The sequence below is a fragment of the Paenibacillus enshidis genome (assembly GCF_042136365.1).
Lineage (GTDB): Bacteria > Bacillota > Bacilli > Paenibacillales > Paenibacillaceae > Paenibacillus > Paenibacillus enshidis.
In genome coordinates this window covers 134,580-151,590 of sequence record NZ_JBHHMI010000004.1, presented here as the reverse complement: position 1 = coordinate 151,590, position 17,011 = coordinate 134,580, and the positions used below count along the sequence as shown (strand labels likewise).

At 51.9% G+C, this 17,011-nt stretch carries 14 protein-coding genes; 3 read left to right on the top strand and 11 right to left on the bottom strand.

Annotation, left to right across the window (positions count from 1 at the left end; genetic code table 11):
• Nucleotides 1-211: 211 nt before the first annotated feature.
• Nucleotides 212-2,773 carry a beta-mannosidase gene (locus ACE41H_RS06815; RefSeq protein WP_375354226.1) on the bottom strand — a complete coding sequence of 854 codons (2,562 nt, stop codon included), beginning with the start codon at nucleotides 2,771-2,773 and terminating at the stop codon, nucleotides 212-214.
• A gap of 168 nt (nucleotides 2,774-2,941) precedes the next feature.
• Nucleotides 2,942-3,976 carry a LacI family DNA-binding transcriptional regulator gene (locus tag ACE41H_RS06810; protein WP_375354225.1) on the bottom strand — a complete coding sequence of 345 codons (1,035 nt, stop codon included), beginning with the start codon at nucleotides 3,974-3,976 and terminating at the stop codon, nucleotides 2,942-2,944.
• 179 nt (nucleotides 3,977-4,155) lie between these two features.
• Between ACE41H_RS06810 and ACE41H_RS06805 the strand changes: the two genes are divergently transcribed.
• Nucleotides 4,156-5,850 carry an ABC transporter substrate-binding protein gene (locus ACE41H_RS06805; protein ID WP_375354224.1) on the top strand — a complete coding sequence of 565 codons (1,695 nt, stop codon included), beginning with the start codon at nucleotides 4,156-4,158 and terminating at the stop codon, nucleotides 5,848-5,850.
• 73 nt (nucleotides 5,851-5,923) lie between these two features.
• On the opposite strand, the gene ACE41H_RS06800 is transcribed toward ACE41H_RS06805, so the two are convergent.
• From ACE41H_RS06800 to ACE41H_RS06790, 3 genes are all read right to left on the bottom strand, one after another.
• Nucleotides 5,924-6,805: a nucleoside 2-deoxyribosyltransferase gene (locus ACE41H_RS06800; protein ID WP_375354222.1), complete on the bottom strand. Its 882-nt coding sequence runs from the start codon at nucleotides 6,803-6,805 to the stop codon at nucleotides 5,924-5,926.
• Between the two features lie 196 nt (nucleotides 6,806-7,001).
• Nucleotides 7,002-7,484 (bottom strand): NUDIX hydrolase, encoded by a 483-nt coding sequence (locus ACE41H_RS06795; RefSeq protein WP_375354221.1) that lies wholly within the window; start codon nucleotides 7,482-7,484, stop codon nucleotides 7,002-7,004.
• Between the two features lie 85 nt (nucleotides 7,485-7,569).
• On the bottom strand, nucleotides 7,570-7,938 hold the full coding sequence (locus tag ACE41H_RS06790; RefSeq protein WP_375354220.1) for a YunG family protein: 369 nt from the start codon (nucleotides 7,936-7,938) through the stop codon (nucleotides 7,570-7,572).
• A 217-nt stretch (nucleotides 7,939-8,155) separates the two neighbouring features.
• Here ACE41H_RS06790 and ACE41H_RS06785 point away from each other — a divergent pair, with 217 nt between their 5' ends.
• On the top strand, nucleotides 8,156-10,612 hold the full coding sequence (locus ACE41H_RS06785) for a glycoside hydrolase family 94 protein (RefSeq protein ID WP_375354219.1): 2,457 nt from the start codon (nucleotides 8,156-8,158) through the stop codon (nucleotides 10,610-10,612).
• A gap of 103 nt (nucleotides 10,613-10,715) precedes the next feature.
• On the opposite strand, the gene ACE41H_RS06780 is transcribed toward ACE41H_RS06785, so the two are convergent.
• Nucleotides 10,716-11,249, bottom strand: a complete 534-nt coding sequence (locus tag ACE41H_RS06780; protein ID WP_375354218.1) for a DUF3600 domain-containing protein — start codon at nucleotides 11,247-11,249, stop codon at nucleotides 10,716-10,718.
• Complete coding sequence (locus tag ACE41H_RS06775) at nucleotides 11,239-11,823, bottom strand: sigma-70 family RNA polymerase sigma factor (protein WP_375354217.1); 585 nt, start codon at nucleotides 11,821-11,823, stop codon at nucleotides 11,239-11,241. Before ACE41H_RS06775 ends, ACE41H_RS06780 begins: the two co-directional genes overlap by 11 nt.
• Before the next feature lie 151 nt (nucleotides 11,824-11,974).
• On the opposite strand from ACE41H_RS06775, the gene ACE41H_RS06770 reads away from it, so the two are divergent.
• Nucleotides 11,975-12,697 carry a class I SAM-dependent methyltransferase gene (locus ACE41H_RS06770; protein WP_375354215.1) on the top strand — a complete coding sequence of 241 codons (723 nt, stop codon included), beginning with the start codon at nucleotides 11,975-11,977 and terminating at the stop codon, nucleotides 12,695-12,697.
• A 69-nt stretch (nucleotides 12,698-12,766) separates the two neighbouring features.
• On the opposite strand, the gene ACE41H_RS06765 is transcribed toward ACE41H_RS06770, so the two are convergent.
• From ACE41H_RS06765 to ACE41H_RS06750, 4 genes are read right to left on the bottom strand one after another with little or no spacing between them, the layout of a single operon-like run.
• Nucleotides 12,767-13,873, bottom strand: a complete 1,107-nt coding sequence (locus tag ACE41H_RS06765) for a Gfo/Idh/MocA family protein (RefSeq protein ID WP_375354214.1) — start codon at nucleotides 13,871-13,873, stop codon at nucleotides 12,767-12,769.
• A gap of 22 nt (nucleotides 13,874-13,895) precedes the next feature.
• Entirely contained in the window at nucleotides 13,896-14,618 is a 723-nt protein-coding gene (locus tag ACE41H_RS06760; RefSeq protein WP_375354212.1) for a ThuA domain-containing protein, read from the bottom strand.
• 39 nt (nucleotides 14,619-14,657) lie between these two features.
• Nucleotides 14,658-15,824, bottom strand: a complete 1,167-nt coding sequence (locus ACE41H_RS06755) for a Gfo/Idh/MocA family protein (protein ID WP_375354211.1) — start codon at nucleotides 15,822-15,824, stop codon at nucleotides 14,658-14,660.
• 22 nt (nucleotides 15,825-15,846) lie between these two features.
• Nucleotides 15,847-16,896, bottom strand: coding sequence for a LacI family DNA-binding transcriptional regulator (locus ACE41H_RS06750; RefSeq protein ID WP_375354500.1), 1,050 nt, complete (start codon nucleotides 16,894-16,896; stop codon nucleotides 15,847-15,849).
• Nucleotides 16,897-17,011 lie beyond the last annotated feature (115 nt).

The following is a 17,011-nucleotide window of genomic DNA, read 5'->3' as shown; positions in this document are numbered from 1 at the left end:
ATATCATACCAATTAATAGGCGTAAAGACAATTCAATGGATCACCGTCTACTGTACAGCTTTCGAGCCATTGCACAAAAAAATCCGGTGCATCAGCATCGGATAAACTTGCTCATTCCTCCTCCATGCGATTCACGCTTTCGATCAGCAATACAAAATCAGCTTGGAGGAGGAATACTTTCTGTAGCAATATTAAAATCTAAAGCTCAAGCTCACGGTTGAGCAGCTGTTTGTTTAATATAATCCATAATCGAACGAACCGTGACCTGCCTAGGCGCGTGTGGCCGGAAATAAGGGCTGTCTCCGCCGGCAGTCAGAAAACCGATGGTCTTGGGAATTCCCGGTATAAGATCGAAGTCATTATCTGTAAAAATGCCTTCCTGCTCTGCGGACAGCCATACATGTCTGGCTAAAACATCCGATGTCAATGTAATTGTCCACCGCCCGCCTTCTCCGCTTTCCCGGCATTCGATACGCGGAACTGGCAGCGCCATATCCTTGATGCCCGCAAAATAATGCTCGCGCACAGCCTTCGTTTCACCCTGCTCATCCTCCAGGCTGACCACCAGCATATGCTCTCCCGGATTTTTGCCCGCAAGCAGCTCCTCGACACCAAGAGTTAACACCATTTCGCTTCCATTTGGATCAACCTGTACGTCCTGTTCGACTTGCTTGACCGTACCTCCGAGAATATGCAGTACACTCACATTCAGCTTGCCCTTAACGGTCTGAAGGCTGTCATTCACCACATGAAATGATACAATGCCCTTGGTATGCCCGGCCACCGACAGCAGCACATCACTCATGCTGCGCTTGACTCTGTACTGCAGCGCTTTCCAGCGTCCGAAATAATCTATCCCGGCCCATGATGCAACTGGCCAGCAATCATTCATTTGCCAATACAGGGAGCCCATACAGTAAGGCTTGCTGCGGCGATGGGCTTCGATCGCCATCTCCATCGCATCCGCTTGCAGGATCTGGCTCATATGCAAAAAGGCTTTGAAATCCTTCGGCTCCTGCAAATACATATCCATATACTGCTTGATCAGCTGATTGCCTGCCCCGTTCTTCTGATGAGCCAGCATCGTTTCCGACTCCAGCTCCAGCTCATGCTCCTCAGCATAGGAGCGAACGGACCGGTATTCCGGGAAGGACTGAAAGCCATACTCACTCATAAAACGGCCTACGTATACGTTATAATTTTCAAAAGGTTCAACCGCATGCCATACACCCCAATAGTGGATATCCCCTTCTGCGGATGAAGAATGCGCATGCTGCCCCGCATCGCCGGTCAGGGCAATCAGGGGAGACGATGGCCAGTAGTCGCTGCCGGGCGCAAAACGCTCGACCGCTTCAGGCAGAACACGGTGAAAAATCGCTTCGTAATCCGCCCATATCCGTTCACGCTGCTCAGGTGTATAATCCTTCTTCCAGCCCCAGCCCCCCTGCTCATTATACTGCGCCCATGCCGCGTCAATCTCATTGTTGCCGCACCAGAGGGCAATGCTGGGATGATTCCGCAGACGCCGCACATTGTCCTCCGCCTCCAGACGCACGCTGTTCAGAAACGCCTCATCCCCCGGATACATGCTGCAGGCAAACATGAAATCCTGCCATACCAGAATCCCGTATTCGTCGCACAGCTCGTAAAACACATCCTCCTCATAAATACCGCCTCCCCATACGCGCAGCATATTCATGCCGGATTCAGCCGCGCTGGCCACCTCGTGCCGATACCGCTCTGCCGTAACCTCCGTAATAAAGCTGTCGTTAGGGATGTGATTGGCTCCCTTGGCGAATACCGGAACACCGTTGAGCTCAAAATAAAAGCTTGCGCCTTTGTCATCCTTCTCACGCACAAGCCGAATTGAGCGCAGCCCGGTCCGCACGGAGCGCTCTGCAATCGCTTGCCCTTCAAGAAGCAGCTCGGCACGGAAGTCATATAGATGCTGCTCCCCGAGCCCCCGGCTCCACCACAGCTTCGGATCAGCTATCGTCAGCGGAATTTCAACCGTCTGGACACCCTTTTTCAATTCCGCCTGGCTGCTCCATTCCTGTCCGTCCGCCGTCAGCCGCAGCTGGGCAAAACCGGCTTCAGGCGCCTCGATCTCCACCAGGGCTGTAAGCTTGGCTTCCTTGGCCTGAACTTCATCCTGGCGGATGAACAGATCCGGAATGCGGCAGACCGACCAGCCCTCCAGCCTGATCTCGCGCCAGATGCCGCTCGTAACAAAACGCGGCCCCCAATCCCAGCCATAATGATACGGAGCCTTGCGGGCAAATACGCTCAGCTTGCGGTCCCCCAGCCCCCCAAGCTCGGATTGGTCGTTGGATGCAGGCAGCCCGTATCCGAGCTTTTCCAGCTTCGACAGATCCTCCTGAATGGGTGAGCGGAAGCGGATATGGATCACATTATCGCCAGCATGAACAAAAGGCTGGATATTATACCTCCAGGTACGGAACATATTGTCTCCCGAAAACACCAATACACCGTTAACGCTTACATCCGCATAAGTATCCAGACCGTCACACACCAGCTCCAGCTGCTGCAAAGCCATTGCCGCAGACGGGATCGCAAAATTGGCCTCATACTCCCAATCCTGTTTGTCGATCCATTGCAGTTCCCGTTCATTCGTTCCATAGAACGGATCGGGAATCTTGCCGCAGCGCAGCAAATCAGTATGTACGCAGCCAGGAACCTGTGCTGGCAGCCATTCCTGATCAGCGCTTGCCTTGAACCTCCATCCGTCCAACCGTTGTGTCCACTTCTCCATCATCAGCCCTCCGCTCGTCGTTCCCTAACCTAACAATTAGGTTTATTACATAACAAAAATAACATCAGACTTCATGAAGGTCAACCAATTACCGAAAAAATACTATTGCCGAAAACGGGTACTGAAACGCAACAAACCGCCCGGTTTCCCGGACGGCTGTACATCATGCTATTTCGCCATTTTTTCCCTGCTCGCATTTGGAAGATGCTGGATTTTTACCACTAGCTCGGCACCCATCGCTATCTTCTCACAAGGAGAGGCTGGATTCAGGATCCTCCAGAGCAATTGGTCCACCGAACGCCTGCCCAGAAGCTCCTTGTCCATCTTGACGGTGGCCGCAATCGGGTGCTGCTCGTGCGTATAATCAAAACCCGTGACGCCGCAATCTGCAGGAACACGGACTCCGCAGCCATCAAGGGCGTCAATCACCAGTTGGGCGGTGATATCATTGACACATACAAACAGCTCCGGCAAACCCTGAGCCGCGATGTCCGTGAGACAAGCAGACAAATCGGCGGTTTTCGCGGCGAACAGCCTTTCGTCCTGCTGCACTTCGATTCCGTTTCTTTCAAGCGTTGAGCGGTATGCGAACCAGCGTTCATGAAAGCTGAAGGCGTCATGAATGTTGCCCACGAACTGCATGTGTCTGTATCCTTTGGCGATTAAGGAGTGAAGCATCTCCTCCATGCACGCCCAATTATCTATAAAAAGAGTGTCCGTACGAACAGCCGGATCTCTGTGATCGACCATGACAAACGGTATGCCAAGACGCCGGATATTCAGCAGAATTCCTGTTGATATCGAACCCACCGTAATAATGCCGCGGATGGCTTCAGGGTTAAGCAGTGAAAATATGTCGTCCGAGGAGGGCTCTGTCAATGTAAGCACATCCAACCCTTTTGCATTCAGCTGATCCGCTATGCCTTCAAAAACAGGCCCCCAATACTTGGATTCCCTGTTCTGGCTGCGTATATTGGGAAACAGCACCGCAACCGTACCTTTCCAAGTGGTCTGCTCCGCAGGCTGTCCAGGTACAAATCCTCGCTGCTCCTGCCTGAAATAACCGAGCTTTCCGGCCAATTCCACAATTGCTGCTCTCGTGTCTTCACTTACGCCCGGTTTACCCGCCAGCGCACGGGAGACGGCAAACTTGGATACGCCTGCTGCATCTGCGATCTCCTGTAAGGTTACTTTCCCACGCATATCCATCACCCGTTGATTTATTTGTTCTATCGTAGCACAAATATTTAACAATAACAAAACCTAACAAATATTATAACATTGTTGAATATTTCTCTTGACTGTTAGCTCTTGTTTTTTTAGAATTCACTTATGAAAGCACTTTCATTGGTATGTCATCTTCTTAGTAAGGGGGATTCTTAATGACCAAAGTGAAGGCAATGCGCCGGTTCTCCGCCGTGCTTCTCTCCTCGCTTCTGCTGGCTGCTGCAGGCTGTGGCAGTCCGGAAGCCGCTTCGAACACACAGGACGATCCGAACGATACCAGTCCGCTGACATTGACCTATTTTAGCGGCGAGGGCAGCGCGAACTGGAACAACATGCAGGACGACATCGGCAAGGAAATTACGAAGAAAACAGGTGTTACCGTAGACGCGGAATTTGCCGTGAACGGCAGCGGTCAGGATAAATTCGCCCTGATGATCGCCAGCGGGGATTATCCGGATATGGTCTACCCCAAGGACAGTGTAGGCAAGCTGGTGGATGCGGGCGCCCTCATTGACCTGACCGATTTGATCGATCAATATGGGCCTAATATTAAAAAGGTGTATGGCGAGTATTTTAACCGGATTAAATACAGCCTGGACGATCCTGCCATTTATACGATTCCGACCAATTTGGGTGTGGATCACATCGCCTTTGAAACCGTAGGCGGCTTTGAACTCCAGCACCAGGCCTTGGAGAAGCTGGGTTACCCGGAGATACGCACAGTCAAAGATTTTGAGGATGCGCTTCGCACTTATAAAGAAAAATACCCGACGACCAACGGGCAGCCTACCATCCCCCTCTCCCTCGACGCTGATGATTGGAAAATTATGATTACGGTGACTAACCCTGCTGTTCAAGCTACGGGCGCTCCTAATGATGGGGAATATTACATCGATCCTGAAACCCACGAGGCGATCTTACATTACCGCCGCCCGGAGGAGCGTGAATACTTCCGCTGGCTGAACCGTATGTACAATGAAGGCTTGCTGGACCCGGAAACTTTTGTACAGAAGAGCGACCAGTATAAAGCGAAGATCGCCAGCGGTCGTGTCATCGGGCTTATCGATCAAAAGTGGAATTACGAGGATGCGGAGAACGCTTTGAAGGCGGCAGGCAAAGACGAGCATACCTACGCGCATTTCCCGGTAACGATGAGTGAAGAATACGATGATCCTTCCTTCCAATCGATCGGCTTTGACACTGCATATGGCATCGGCATTACAGTGGATAACAAAAATCCGGTCCGCACGATCAAGTTTCTGGATTATCTGGCCTCCGAAGAGGGACAAATTCTGCGCAACTGGGGCATAGAAGGCAAGCATTACAATATGGAAAACGGAAAAAGAGTTGTTCCGCCTGATGTGCAGGAACGCAAAAATAACGATAACCTCAATTTTCAAAAGGAAGTCGGAGTCGGGCTATACTGGAGCTGGGGACCTCATTACGGGGATGGCGTCAAGGATTCCACCGGCAACTATTTCACTACCCTTTATCCCGAAATGATCACAGCCAACTATAGTGAGGCAGAGAAAAAATCGCTGAAAGCGTATAATATTACGATGTGGAAGGACCTCTTCAAGTCCGAGGAAGACTTCCCGGTGAAGGAGTGGGGCGCAGCTTACAATATGCCTGTGCCGACAGACACCGATTACAATGTTATCTACCAGAAGTCGCAGGATATCGTGCGCAAACGAATACCCGAAGCCATTCTTGCTCCCAAAGACCAGTTTGACACGATCTATGATACGATGCTGAAGGAATTCGACGAAGCAGGCGTCCCGGAAGCGGAGAAAACATATACCCAGCTGATCAAGAACCGCCTGCAGCTTTGGAACGGAGACAGCAAATAAAACAAAGAAGAGAGGGTGCCATGAGGTATCCTCTCAATTTATTTACCTAATTTTTCCCATATGATAATCTATGTCACCTAACACTGTTTTCCTCCTGATTTAGATATGACTTCACGACCGGCCCCAGCTGCTCCTGCAAATGCCGGTCATCTGCATAAATAATGATACGGTTAGCTACTCCCCATACCGTAAGAGATATATCGGAGCCCAATTTGGCAATAATGATGACCGGCTTTTTACGGGCATGCGCATACCCGGCTTCGATGCCGAGGCCTACTCCTTTTTCCGACAGCTCAATCAGCACCAGATCACACCGGTCTATTTGCTTCAGGCTTTCCTCCATAAGTAAAGCTGGAGGCACATGGTTTCTCCCCCAGGCTTCCATATCTCTGACCGTACAATAAGTCCGCGCCCCCGCGGCCTCAAGAAAAGCGCTCATTCGTTCAATATCAGCCTGGTTGGACATGTCCTCCTTATATTTTATTCCTATGTAAATATTAAGAAATGGCGCTCTCTCCTTTTGAGGCTGGAGCATGTTTTGCAGTTCAACACTGCGGTATTTACGTTCAGGCACCAGCCGGAAATAATCGTCGCCCTCTGTGATGATGACATCCAATTCGTTGCTGTCTTCTATCGGTTTGATATGAATGATGTCTTTTTTCGGCACGAATTTCAAAGCTAGTGCGAGGCCATTTGGGCCGTACTCAAAGCGATTAAGCCAAGGAATCAGGAGCGCAATCGCGATAGCCGGAAGGAAGCCTCTGCCGCCGCCGTTTTCTTCCGAGATCACAAAATAAATAATACCCACAATCAAATCCGCCCATAAAATCCAGTGCATTTTCTCCGTCCTGCCGCGAAACAGAATCTCGCCTGCACGCTTCCGCACCTGTAGCCTGCGCACAATCAACGCCAGATTCAACACAACGAGGACCGTCAGCATAATCGGCAAAACCAACCTATCACTCCTTACTCAAAAAGAAATATGTATTCAATTTAGTTCCTCATCATCCCAGAACAATTCATCCAGCATTGGTCCCCGGCAAATGAAAAGGGTAGTCCGCCGTCGAATGAATTCTGTCCCTGAGCAGCTCCACACTTTTGAGATACAAACCTGCCACCTGCTTTCCTGCTGATCAATAATTTGAAGGGACTCACCTTTCTTCCCTCAGCAGTTCTGTGATCAATTTTTTCTGATCCTCTGGCAATCCCTCCGGCCACTCCCCCGGTCTGCACAGCAGCATATCCGATATTTCACTGTTGGACTTGAAGCCTTTCCCGCTGATTTCTCCTCTGTAAATAAGATCCACCCTGGCGGGCTTCTCCCCGTATATGGCTTTAGCAAGTCTTAACCGCTTGACACTCAGTCCTGTTTCTTCCCGGATTTCTCTTGCCATGGCCTCCTCCGGCTTCTCCTCTTCCATCCAGCCCCCTGGAATGCCCCACGGCTGCTCGCGGTACGTATGCTTAAGCAGCATGACTCTACCGGTGCTGTCCGTTATGACACCTAGCACAGACATCAAAAATTTTGCCTGGGTTCGGTGTACAGCGTAGTCTTTGAGTCTCTTGAAAGGTACTGCTTTATACATCCAGACAAGCCAGTCTCTGGGCAGTGCCCGAATCAGCCTCGATAGCATTCACACAGCTCCTTTTCACGACAATTCCTTCTTCACTCTGTACCAATAGGTGTCCACCCTTTGCATAAGAGATTTCGAGGGCCGCTTATTTCTGCCCGTTCAATAGCTCCGCCATTTTGCAGCTTAACGCCTCATACTGCTCCTGATTGGTATCGCTGAACGCGTCGGCTCTGGAAGAGAGCACATGCAAATATTCAATGTCTCCGGCAAATTGCGTTGCGGTGAAGTCATAGACGTCATTGTTGATGCGGTTGTAGTAATGCCAGCCACGTTCCGTCATCGTCTTCAGGATGTCCCCTCCGAGGTGGTCCTGCACGACCAATGCGGTTACACCGCACTGGCCCAGCGCCGGATTGTCCGCTTTCCACTTTGAACTGGTCTGCAGCGACCATGACTCCAGCAGGACTGCGGTGATATGATCATATAAAGTGCCTGTAAATGAGCGTGTGTTCATAGTGATTCCCTGCCCTCCGATATGAGTTAACTAAATCTTACCTTTTTCACCATACGAGTAGCAACCCGAAGAGCAAGCGGCGGCGCTGAATTGGGTATGTAATTTTAGGAACTTGGTTAAGGAAATTCAGATCGTGAGCGGATGCGGAAGGAATTAACCGGGGCAGAAAGAAGATATTCAAGAGAACGATTTCACAAAATGAAAGGGGCTGTGACCAGTGCAGTACGGTTTTTTTGACGACAAAAATAGAGAATATGTCATTACCACCCCGCAAACGCCTTATCCCTGGATTAACTATCTTGGCAATGAACAATTTTTCGGACTGATGTCCAACACCTCCGGCGGTTATGCTTTTTACCGGGACGCACGTCTGCGGAGACTGACCCGTTACCGTTATAACAATATTCCTGTAGACAACGGCGGACGTTATTTCTACCTTTATGATCAGGGCGATTTCTGGACACCGGGCTGGATGCCGGTCAAGAAGGAGCTTGACCATTACGAATGCAGGCATGGTCTCGGTTATACGTCCATTACCGGCGAGCGCGGCGGAATCCGCGTCAACCAGTTGGCGCTGGTGCCGCTTGGCTTTAACGGCGAGGTGCATCAGGTAACGGTCAGCAATACTTCCGATGCTGTAAAGCAGGTGAAGCTGTTCTCTTTCGTTGAATTTTGTCTTTGGAACGCGTATGACGATATGACCAACTTCCAGCGCAATCTCAGCACCGGGGAAGTGGAAGTAAAGGACTCGGTCATCTACCATAAAACAGAGTACCGCGAGCGGCGAAATCATTATGCCTTCTTCTCGGTGAACGCACCGATGGCCGGATTTGATACGGACCGCGAATCATTTCTCGGTTTGTATAACGGGCTTGAAGCCCCGCAAACTGTGACTGCCGGACAGCCTTCCAACTCTCTCGCCAGCGGCTGGTCCCCGGTCGGATCGCACTGCCTGGAGATTTCGCTGCGGCCTGGCGAGTCAGCCAGTTACAATTTCATTCTCGGTTATGTGGAGAATGCCGAAAATGATAAATGGGAATCTCCCGGCGTTATTAACAAGGCACCGGCTGTGGCTATGATCAAACGCTTCAGCGATGAGAGCGATGTCGAACAGGCACTGGCCGAGCTTGCCGCTTACTGGGACGGTCTTCTTTCCAAGTACACCCTGCAGAGCCATGAAGAGAAGTTGAACCGTATGGTCAACATTTGGAACCCGTATCAATGCATGGTGACATTTAACATGTCACGTTCGGCCTCCTATTTCGAATCCGGCATCGGACGTGGCATGGGCTTTCGGGATTCCAATCAGGACCTGCTAGGCTTCGTGCACCAGATCCCCGAACGGGCACGCGAGCGCATTCTGGACATCGCTTCGACCCAGTTCGAAAACGGCGGAGCCTACCACCAGTACCAGCCGCTTACGAAGAAGGGGAATCATGAGGTCGGCGGCGGCTTTAATGATGATCCACTGTGGCTCATCCTCGGTACGGCCGCTTATATCAAGGAGACGGGCGATTTTGGTATTCTGGATGAGCAGGTTCCTTTCGACTGCAACCCAGATAATACAGCTACACTGTTTGAGCATTTGAAACGCTCATTCTACCATGTTGTGGAAAATCTCGGACCGCATGGCCTTCCTCTGATCGGACGGGCGGACTGGAATGATTGTCTGAATTTGAACTGCTTTTCCACCATACCCGATGAGTCATACCAGACGACGCAAAACATTGAAGGTCGTGTAGCTGAATCCGTATTTATCGCAGGTCTGTTCGTTTACACCGGACCGGATTTTATCGAGCTGTGCCAACGCCGGGGACTTGTGGAAGAAGCGGAGGCTGTGCAGACCCATATTGACCGGATGCGTGCGGTTACGCTGGAGCACGGTTTTGACGGAGAGTGGTTTCTGCGGGCTTACGATCATTATGGGAACAAGGTGGGCAGCAAGGAGAACGAGGAAGGACAAATTTTTATCGAACCCCAGGGCTTCTGCGTAATGGCCGGAATCGGCGTGGAGGAAGGTCTTGCTGTCAAAGCGCTGGATGCGGTCGCCGACAGGCTGGAAACCAAATACGGCATTGTACTGCAAAACCCGCCCTACTCCAAGTATTACCTGAATCTGGGCGAGATTTCTTCTTATCCGCCAGGATACAAGGAAAATGCGGGTATCTTCTGCCATAACAACCCGTGGATCATGATGGCGGAGACGATGATCGGACGCGGCGACCGTGCTTTCGAGCTGTACAGCAAGATCGCTCCTGCATATCTGGAGGAAATCAGCGATATCCATCGCACGGAGCCGTATGTATATTCCCAGATAATTGCCGGCAAGGATGCCGTCCGGGAAGGAGAGGCCAAAAACAGCTGGTTGACAGGAACCGCAGCCTGGAATTTTGTAGCCATCACCCAGTCGATTCTTGGCATTCAACCCCAATTCGACGGGTTGAAGATCGATCCATGCATTCCGTCGTCTTGGGAGGAATTTACCATTACCCGAGTGTACCGGGGCGATACTTTCGTGATTCATGTCTCCAATCCGGATAAGGTCAGCAAAGGAATCGCATCGGTTATGCTGGACGACAAGGTCCTTGACGGGGATGTTATTCCTCCGGTGGGCGATGGCGGTGTGCACCAAGTGAAGGTGGTTATGGGGCATGCTGTAGCAGTGGAAGCATAGTCCAGCAGTCTTCTGAATGCTCATAAGGTATGCCCTCAATGTTCTGGGGGCATATCTATTTATTTTAAATGATAAATTACTTTACGCGGCAGCCTTCATCGGCTTAATCCATGATCAAATCACCCGCTTCGGCGGATATCCCAACTTCCTTCGTCCCATTCAGCTTTTCAAAATAAGGCTCAAGCTTTTTCAGCAGCTGATCATAATTTTGCTGTTCTTCCTTCGTGAGCCGTTCCGGATGCACAGTTCCTTGTGCGTCGGCAATTCGAAGGTTATAATCCGCCAATTGCTTATTAAGGGACATAAACTCCGTGAACTCCCGTTCGTTTAATACTTGTTTGGCTCTCTCCAGCTTGGTTTCAAGCTTTTCGTATTGCTGCTCCGTTCCTCCGGCTTTAACGAGGGCTTCCTTGGAACCGTAGATGCCGTCCACTAGATAAGAATATCCGGCAAATACCCCTGCAGGAATCAATAACGCAGCTGCCAAAATACTGCTCATTACTATTTTTTTCTTCATTTGACTTCCTGCTGTTTGCTTATAAATGTTGTTCAATACTTTTCGTTTCAGTTGCGGCGATGCATTCAAATCCTCGGATTCTTCAATAAAAGCCTTTTTTAACTTCTGATTAAGATCCATGAAATTCCTCCACCTTTCCCGGAATAAGCATACGTCGCTCGTACCGCTGCCGAAGCTTCTGCAGTGCCGCATGAATGCGAGACTTCACCGTCCCGACCGGAATATCCAGGATTTCAGCGATTTCCTCCTGCGAGTACTCGTTCAAATAATGCAAAACTACGGCCTGCTTTTGCTTAAAGGGCAGTTGGTTCACAGCCGCCAGCAATGAGCGATTCGAAATTTTCTCGACGATCTGTGATGAAAAATCTTCTTCCTTCTCCGACGTATAATTCAGTGCTTTGATGCCAATCCTGAGTCGCATCCATCTCTTTTTGCGGTATGCGTGGATCTGCCGTATGGCGAGGCCTGTTAGCCAGGGTCTGAAAGGCTTGGACGCATCGTACCTTTTCAGCGACTTGTGTACCTGGATATAGATCTCCTGCACGATATCGTCAACATCTGTTTTTTCCTCCGTCAAATAATGAACGGTCTTGTACACATCCTGAATAGTTGCTTCATAAAGCGCACTGAATGCCTCCCTACTGCCCTCAAGACTAAGCTGAACCAGCCTGCCGTATTCCTCCGGGTGACTCATCCCCATCCTCCTTTTGTGACTTACACTATATATTGGCAGGATGTTTGATTTTCGTTCGATTTTTTCAAAAAAAATTCTTTTTTCCTTCAGCACTCAGTAAAATGTATACTAACTTTGATTCCAGTAACAGGAAGAGAATGGGGGGAACGGTTTGAAAGAAAGATTAAGAGAGGCCTATGGCAGGCTTGCTGCCGACTATGAAAAACATCTGGATACTGACAGCCCGTTTAACGCCTATTACGAGCGGCCAGCCATGATAAATCTGTTGCCCGAAGATTTAAAAGGACGCACCGTGCTGGATGCGGGCTGCGCCGCCGGCTGGTATACGGACCAGCTGCTCAAGCGGGGCGCAGATGTTACAGCGGTTGATATGAGTCCAGAAATGTGCGCTGCCGTCATACGCAGAACCGTAGGCCGAGCAGAGGTGCGGAATCTGGATTTGAGCGAACCTCTTCCTTTTGAGAGTGAATACTTCGACCTGATTCTCAGCTCACTTACGCTTCATTATATAGAAGACTGGGAAGAGACCTTTAAAGAATTGCAGCGGGTGTTAAAGCCGGGAGGAAGGCTGATCTACTCGGTTCATCACCCATTTATGGATTTCACAAAGTTTCAGAGACCGGATTATTTCGCGCGTGAGCTATTGGCGGATACCTGGGACAAAACAGAGGCAGGCAATGTTGAAGTGCCCTTCTTCCGCCGTCCGCTGCAGGAAATTATCAATACCACCACCTCCTTCTTCATGCTGGAGCAGTTGCTTGAACCGCAGCCGGTGCCGGAGTTCAAGAACAGGACAGAGTGGGTTCCGTCGTATGAAAAGCTGATGACGGAGCCCTGGTTTTTAATTGTGGAAGCTTCCAAGCCAGCCAGATAAATAAATGCAAGTACACCAAAAAGCCCCCTTGCGGGGGCTTGGCCAGACGGAATCAGCGTGTGAAATTTATTAATGATCTAAAGTATAAGGAGCCAGGCCTTGCGGGAGGGCGGAAGGACGTGTGCAGGTGCTTTGCATTTCGTAGAAGCTCCCCTGCTCCGCCGAATCGTGGAACGCCCACATGGCTTCAAGCACATGATAGGCAAGCTCACCACTCGCCCTGTGCGGGCGGCCGCTGTTGATCGCATACGCCATGTCGGCTGGACCAATACCGCGCGTATTCTGGTCATAACCAGGCAGAAGCGGCTGCTCTGTCCAATCCTGATCCCCTTTTCTGCGGAACGTGACCGGCCCGCCGAACGTGTTCGGATCAGGAACCAGCATCGTTCCTTCCGTGCCGTAAATCTCCATCCTTGGCAGGGTACTGCCTCCGGAAATATCAAAGCTTGTGATCAGCGTCCCGATCGCCCCTTCTTCAAATTCCAGCAGACCGGCTACATGTGTGGGAATATCCACGCGGATCTTTTGACCGTATTTTTTCTCGCTTGTAATCGTGCGTTCATCCCAGGCCCTTCCGGTCATGCCGGAAATTTTGCGGATCGGGCCGAGCAGTTGTACCAATGCGGTCAGATAATACGGGCCCATATCGAACATCGGGCCGCCGCCGGCCGCATAATAAAATTCAGGGTCCGGATGCCAGGATTCATGTCCTCCCGACATCATAAACGCAGTTGCTGCCACCGGCTTCCCGATCACTCCATCCTCCAGCAGTTTCAGCGCTGTCTGGATGCCTGCCCCCATAAAGGTCTCAGGGGCGCAGCCAACCAGCAGGCCTTTGGCCGCGGCCGTCTCCAGCACCCGGCGCCCGTCCTCGCGGCTGATCACCAGCGGTTTCTCCACATAGACATGCTTGCCCGCCTCCAGTGCTCGCAGGCTGATGTCCGCATGTACCGCCGGAATCGTCAGATTGATGACCAGTTCAACATCCGGATCAGCCAGCAGCTCGTCAGTGGTATATACACGCGGGATATCATATCTGGCAGCCTGCTCCTTCGCCCGTTCCTGATCAAGATCCGCACAGGCAATCAATTCGAGTACCTCGAATTTGTGGCAATTCTCCATGTAAATGCTGCTGATTTTCCCGCAGCCGATGACTCCAACCTTCACTTTATGCATATTGTTTCCCCTTTCCTGCCTATTAGCTGTCTCCCATCCCCGTATAGATGCCGCTGTTCCCGGCGGCGGCAAAAACGGCCGACTGCTCTTTGCCTGCCGCCGTCCACAGAAAGCCCCGGCGTATCATTTCCTTCACCTGCGGCATTTCAACAATATTGGCCTGATGGCCAAGCGAGTTGTAATAGACGCGGCCTGCTCCCCAATATTTCGTCCACGCGACAGGCATATCCACCGCCTTGTTCGTGCGGTGCGGGCCATCGGCTACCGGAAAGCGGGTCGTAGCCAGCACTTCGACCGCCGGATCCACATGCAGATAATACTGCTCCGACCGGACGGTAAAATTCTGGAGTCCCGCCACAAGCGGACTGGAGCCCGGCTTGATCTCGACGGTGTACTCCACACCGTCATTCCCGGGATGAGCCACCCACTGTCCACCGGTCATGAACTGCCAATCCACATTTTTGCGGAAGGCGTCGCACATGCCCCCATGGCAGCCTGCGAGACCCGTTCCGTTTTGAACCGCAGCCGAAACGTTATTCACCAGTTCCTGTTCGATCTCTCCCATCGTCCAGACCGGAACGATCAGGTCCAGTCCCAGCAATTTTTCCGCATCCGCATAAGCCTGTAGCGTATCAGCAACTTCCACCTCAAACTGCTCCTGCCGCAGCATGTCTGCGAATATAGCAGCAACCTGCTCTGGCTGATGCCCATCCCATCCGCCCCATACGATTAACGCCTTTTTCATCCTAAACCCTCCAGAGTTCAAATTGTTTACGGATAACGCTTACATTTCGCTGATTTTAACCCACCGCCGCTCGCCGATGGAACGCTCCACCGCTTCCAGCACCGCCTGACAGCGCACCCCATCATGGAAGCTTGGCTCAGGCTGGCGGCCCTCGGCAATCGCGGATGACAGCTCCAGTACTTCATGGATGAACGTATGCTCAAAGCCGATCGTATGGCCCGGCGGCCACCAGGCCTCGGCATAGTCATGGGCCGGATCGGTGGCCAGCACTCTGCGGAAGCCCTGAACGTCCTCATCGTCTGAAGAGAAATAAACCTCCAGCTCATTCATGCGCTCGAAATCAAATTTCACGCTGCCAAGGCTGCCGTTGATCTCAAATGCATTCGTGGACCGATGGCCAGCAGCAAAACGGGTCGCCTCAAAGCTGCCGAGCGCGCCGTTTTCAAACCGGGCCAGAAAAAGAGTCGCATCATCCACAGTGACTTTCCCTCTTGGAGCATCGGATGCCGTGTTTCCCTTGGCGCTCAAGCCCGTCATTTCGGCGGCCAGCGGACGCTCCTTGATAAAGGTCTCGCTCATGCCGATCACTTCGTCCATACCGCCGACGAGGAAATGCGCCAGATCGATCAGATGCGCGCCCAGGTCGCCATGGGAGCCGGAGCCTGCTACGTCCTTTTGCAGCCGCCATACGAGCGGAAAATCAGGGTTCATGATCCAGTCCTGCAGGAACCAGGCGCGGAAATGATAGATTTTGCCGAGACGGCCGCTGTCGATCAGCCTCTTCGCCAACCGGACCGCAGGGGAGAAGCGGTAGTTAAAGCCGACCATATGCTTGACCCCCGCCTCTTCAGCCGCATCAAGCATTTCACGGGCATCCTTCAGCGAGAGCGCAAGCGGCTTTTCACAGAAAATATGCTTGCCCGCCTGCGCCGCCATGATCGCAATTTCCTTATGAGCGTCACTTGGCGCATTGATATCGATCAGATCGATGTCCTCACGCGCAACAAGCTCTTTCCAGTCCGTGCTGCTCGACAGCCATCCCAGCTGCTGCGCCGCCTGCTTGACCGCCTCTTCATTGCGGCCGCAAATCACTGACATTTCCGGTTTCACCGCCTGCGGAAAAAACATGGGCAGACTGCGGTAAGCATTGCTGTGGGCTTTGCCCATAAACTTGTAGCCGATCATTCCGATACGGAGTTGTTGCATGAAAGTCCTCCTTTTCATCTACTTAGTCTTTCGGCAGCTTTTTGGTGGAAGAAGCACGGACTACCAGCTCCACGGGGAGCTTGACTTTAAAAGGACTGTTCCCCTCAGCCTTCTCCGGCTCCTCCAGCAGACGAAGCACTCGTGCCGCCGCCCTTTCCCCAAGCTCATAAAATGGAACTCTTACGCTGCTTAGTCCCGGGGAAGTCATTTCCGCCGCATCCGAGTCGTCATAGCCCACGATGGCAGGCATATGCTCCGGCAAAACCCCGGCCAACCGCAAGCCCTGCTGAATGCCGATGGCCATACGGTCATTGGCCGCAAAGATGCTGTCGATGCTATCCAGGCAGCCCGCGAGCTCCTCCGCGACCCTCAATCCGCTGGTTCTGCTGAAATTGCCCGCAAACAGCAAATCCGGCTCAACCAACATGTCCGCTTCCCGCAGCGCACGCTCGTAGCCTGCCCTGCGGTCACGGCTGTTCGAGTAGGCCTCCGGGCCGTTCACAAAAGCGATGCGCCGGAAGCCCTGTTCCAGCAAATGGCGGACTGCCTGATAGCTGCCCTCCGTATGATCCGCATCCACCTCGTTAAAGGATTCGCCCGCAAAATGCTGGTTGATCAGGCAGAACGGATATCCCTTCTCCTGCATGCGGTGCAGCGTTTCCCGCTCCCCTGCTTCCTCTTTTGCTCCCAGAATGAGGCAAGCATCGATCTTCTGCATGCGGAACAGCCCTTCGACATCGGTTGCACCATCCGGGTCACGAAATATGATCAGGAGATCATAGCCCTCCTCCCTCGCCCTGCTTCCAATCCCGCTCAAAATTTCGGAAAAATAATGGGTGGAAAACAGACGTGCCTTGGGCAAATACGGCATCACTACCCCCAGGTTACCACTCCGTCTGCGAGCCAGGCTGCGGGCCATGGCGTTCGGTGTATAGCCCAGCCTTTCTGCCGCCTCAAGAACACGCTGCCTTGTCTCCTCCTTGATGGGGCCAACTCCGTTAAGGACGCGGGATACCGTAGCCTCCGAGACACCGGCCAGCTCAGCCACTTCGATTCTTCTTACGATGTTCATCAATCCTTTAAGTTTGAATGTACGCGCGTACATTTTCTCATGAAGCGCCCCTCCCGTCAAGCGCTTACATTCTATTTTTGCAAAAAAAGCAGGCGAAAGCCTGCCTTGCTCCCTT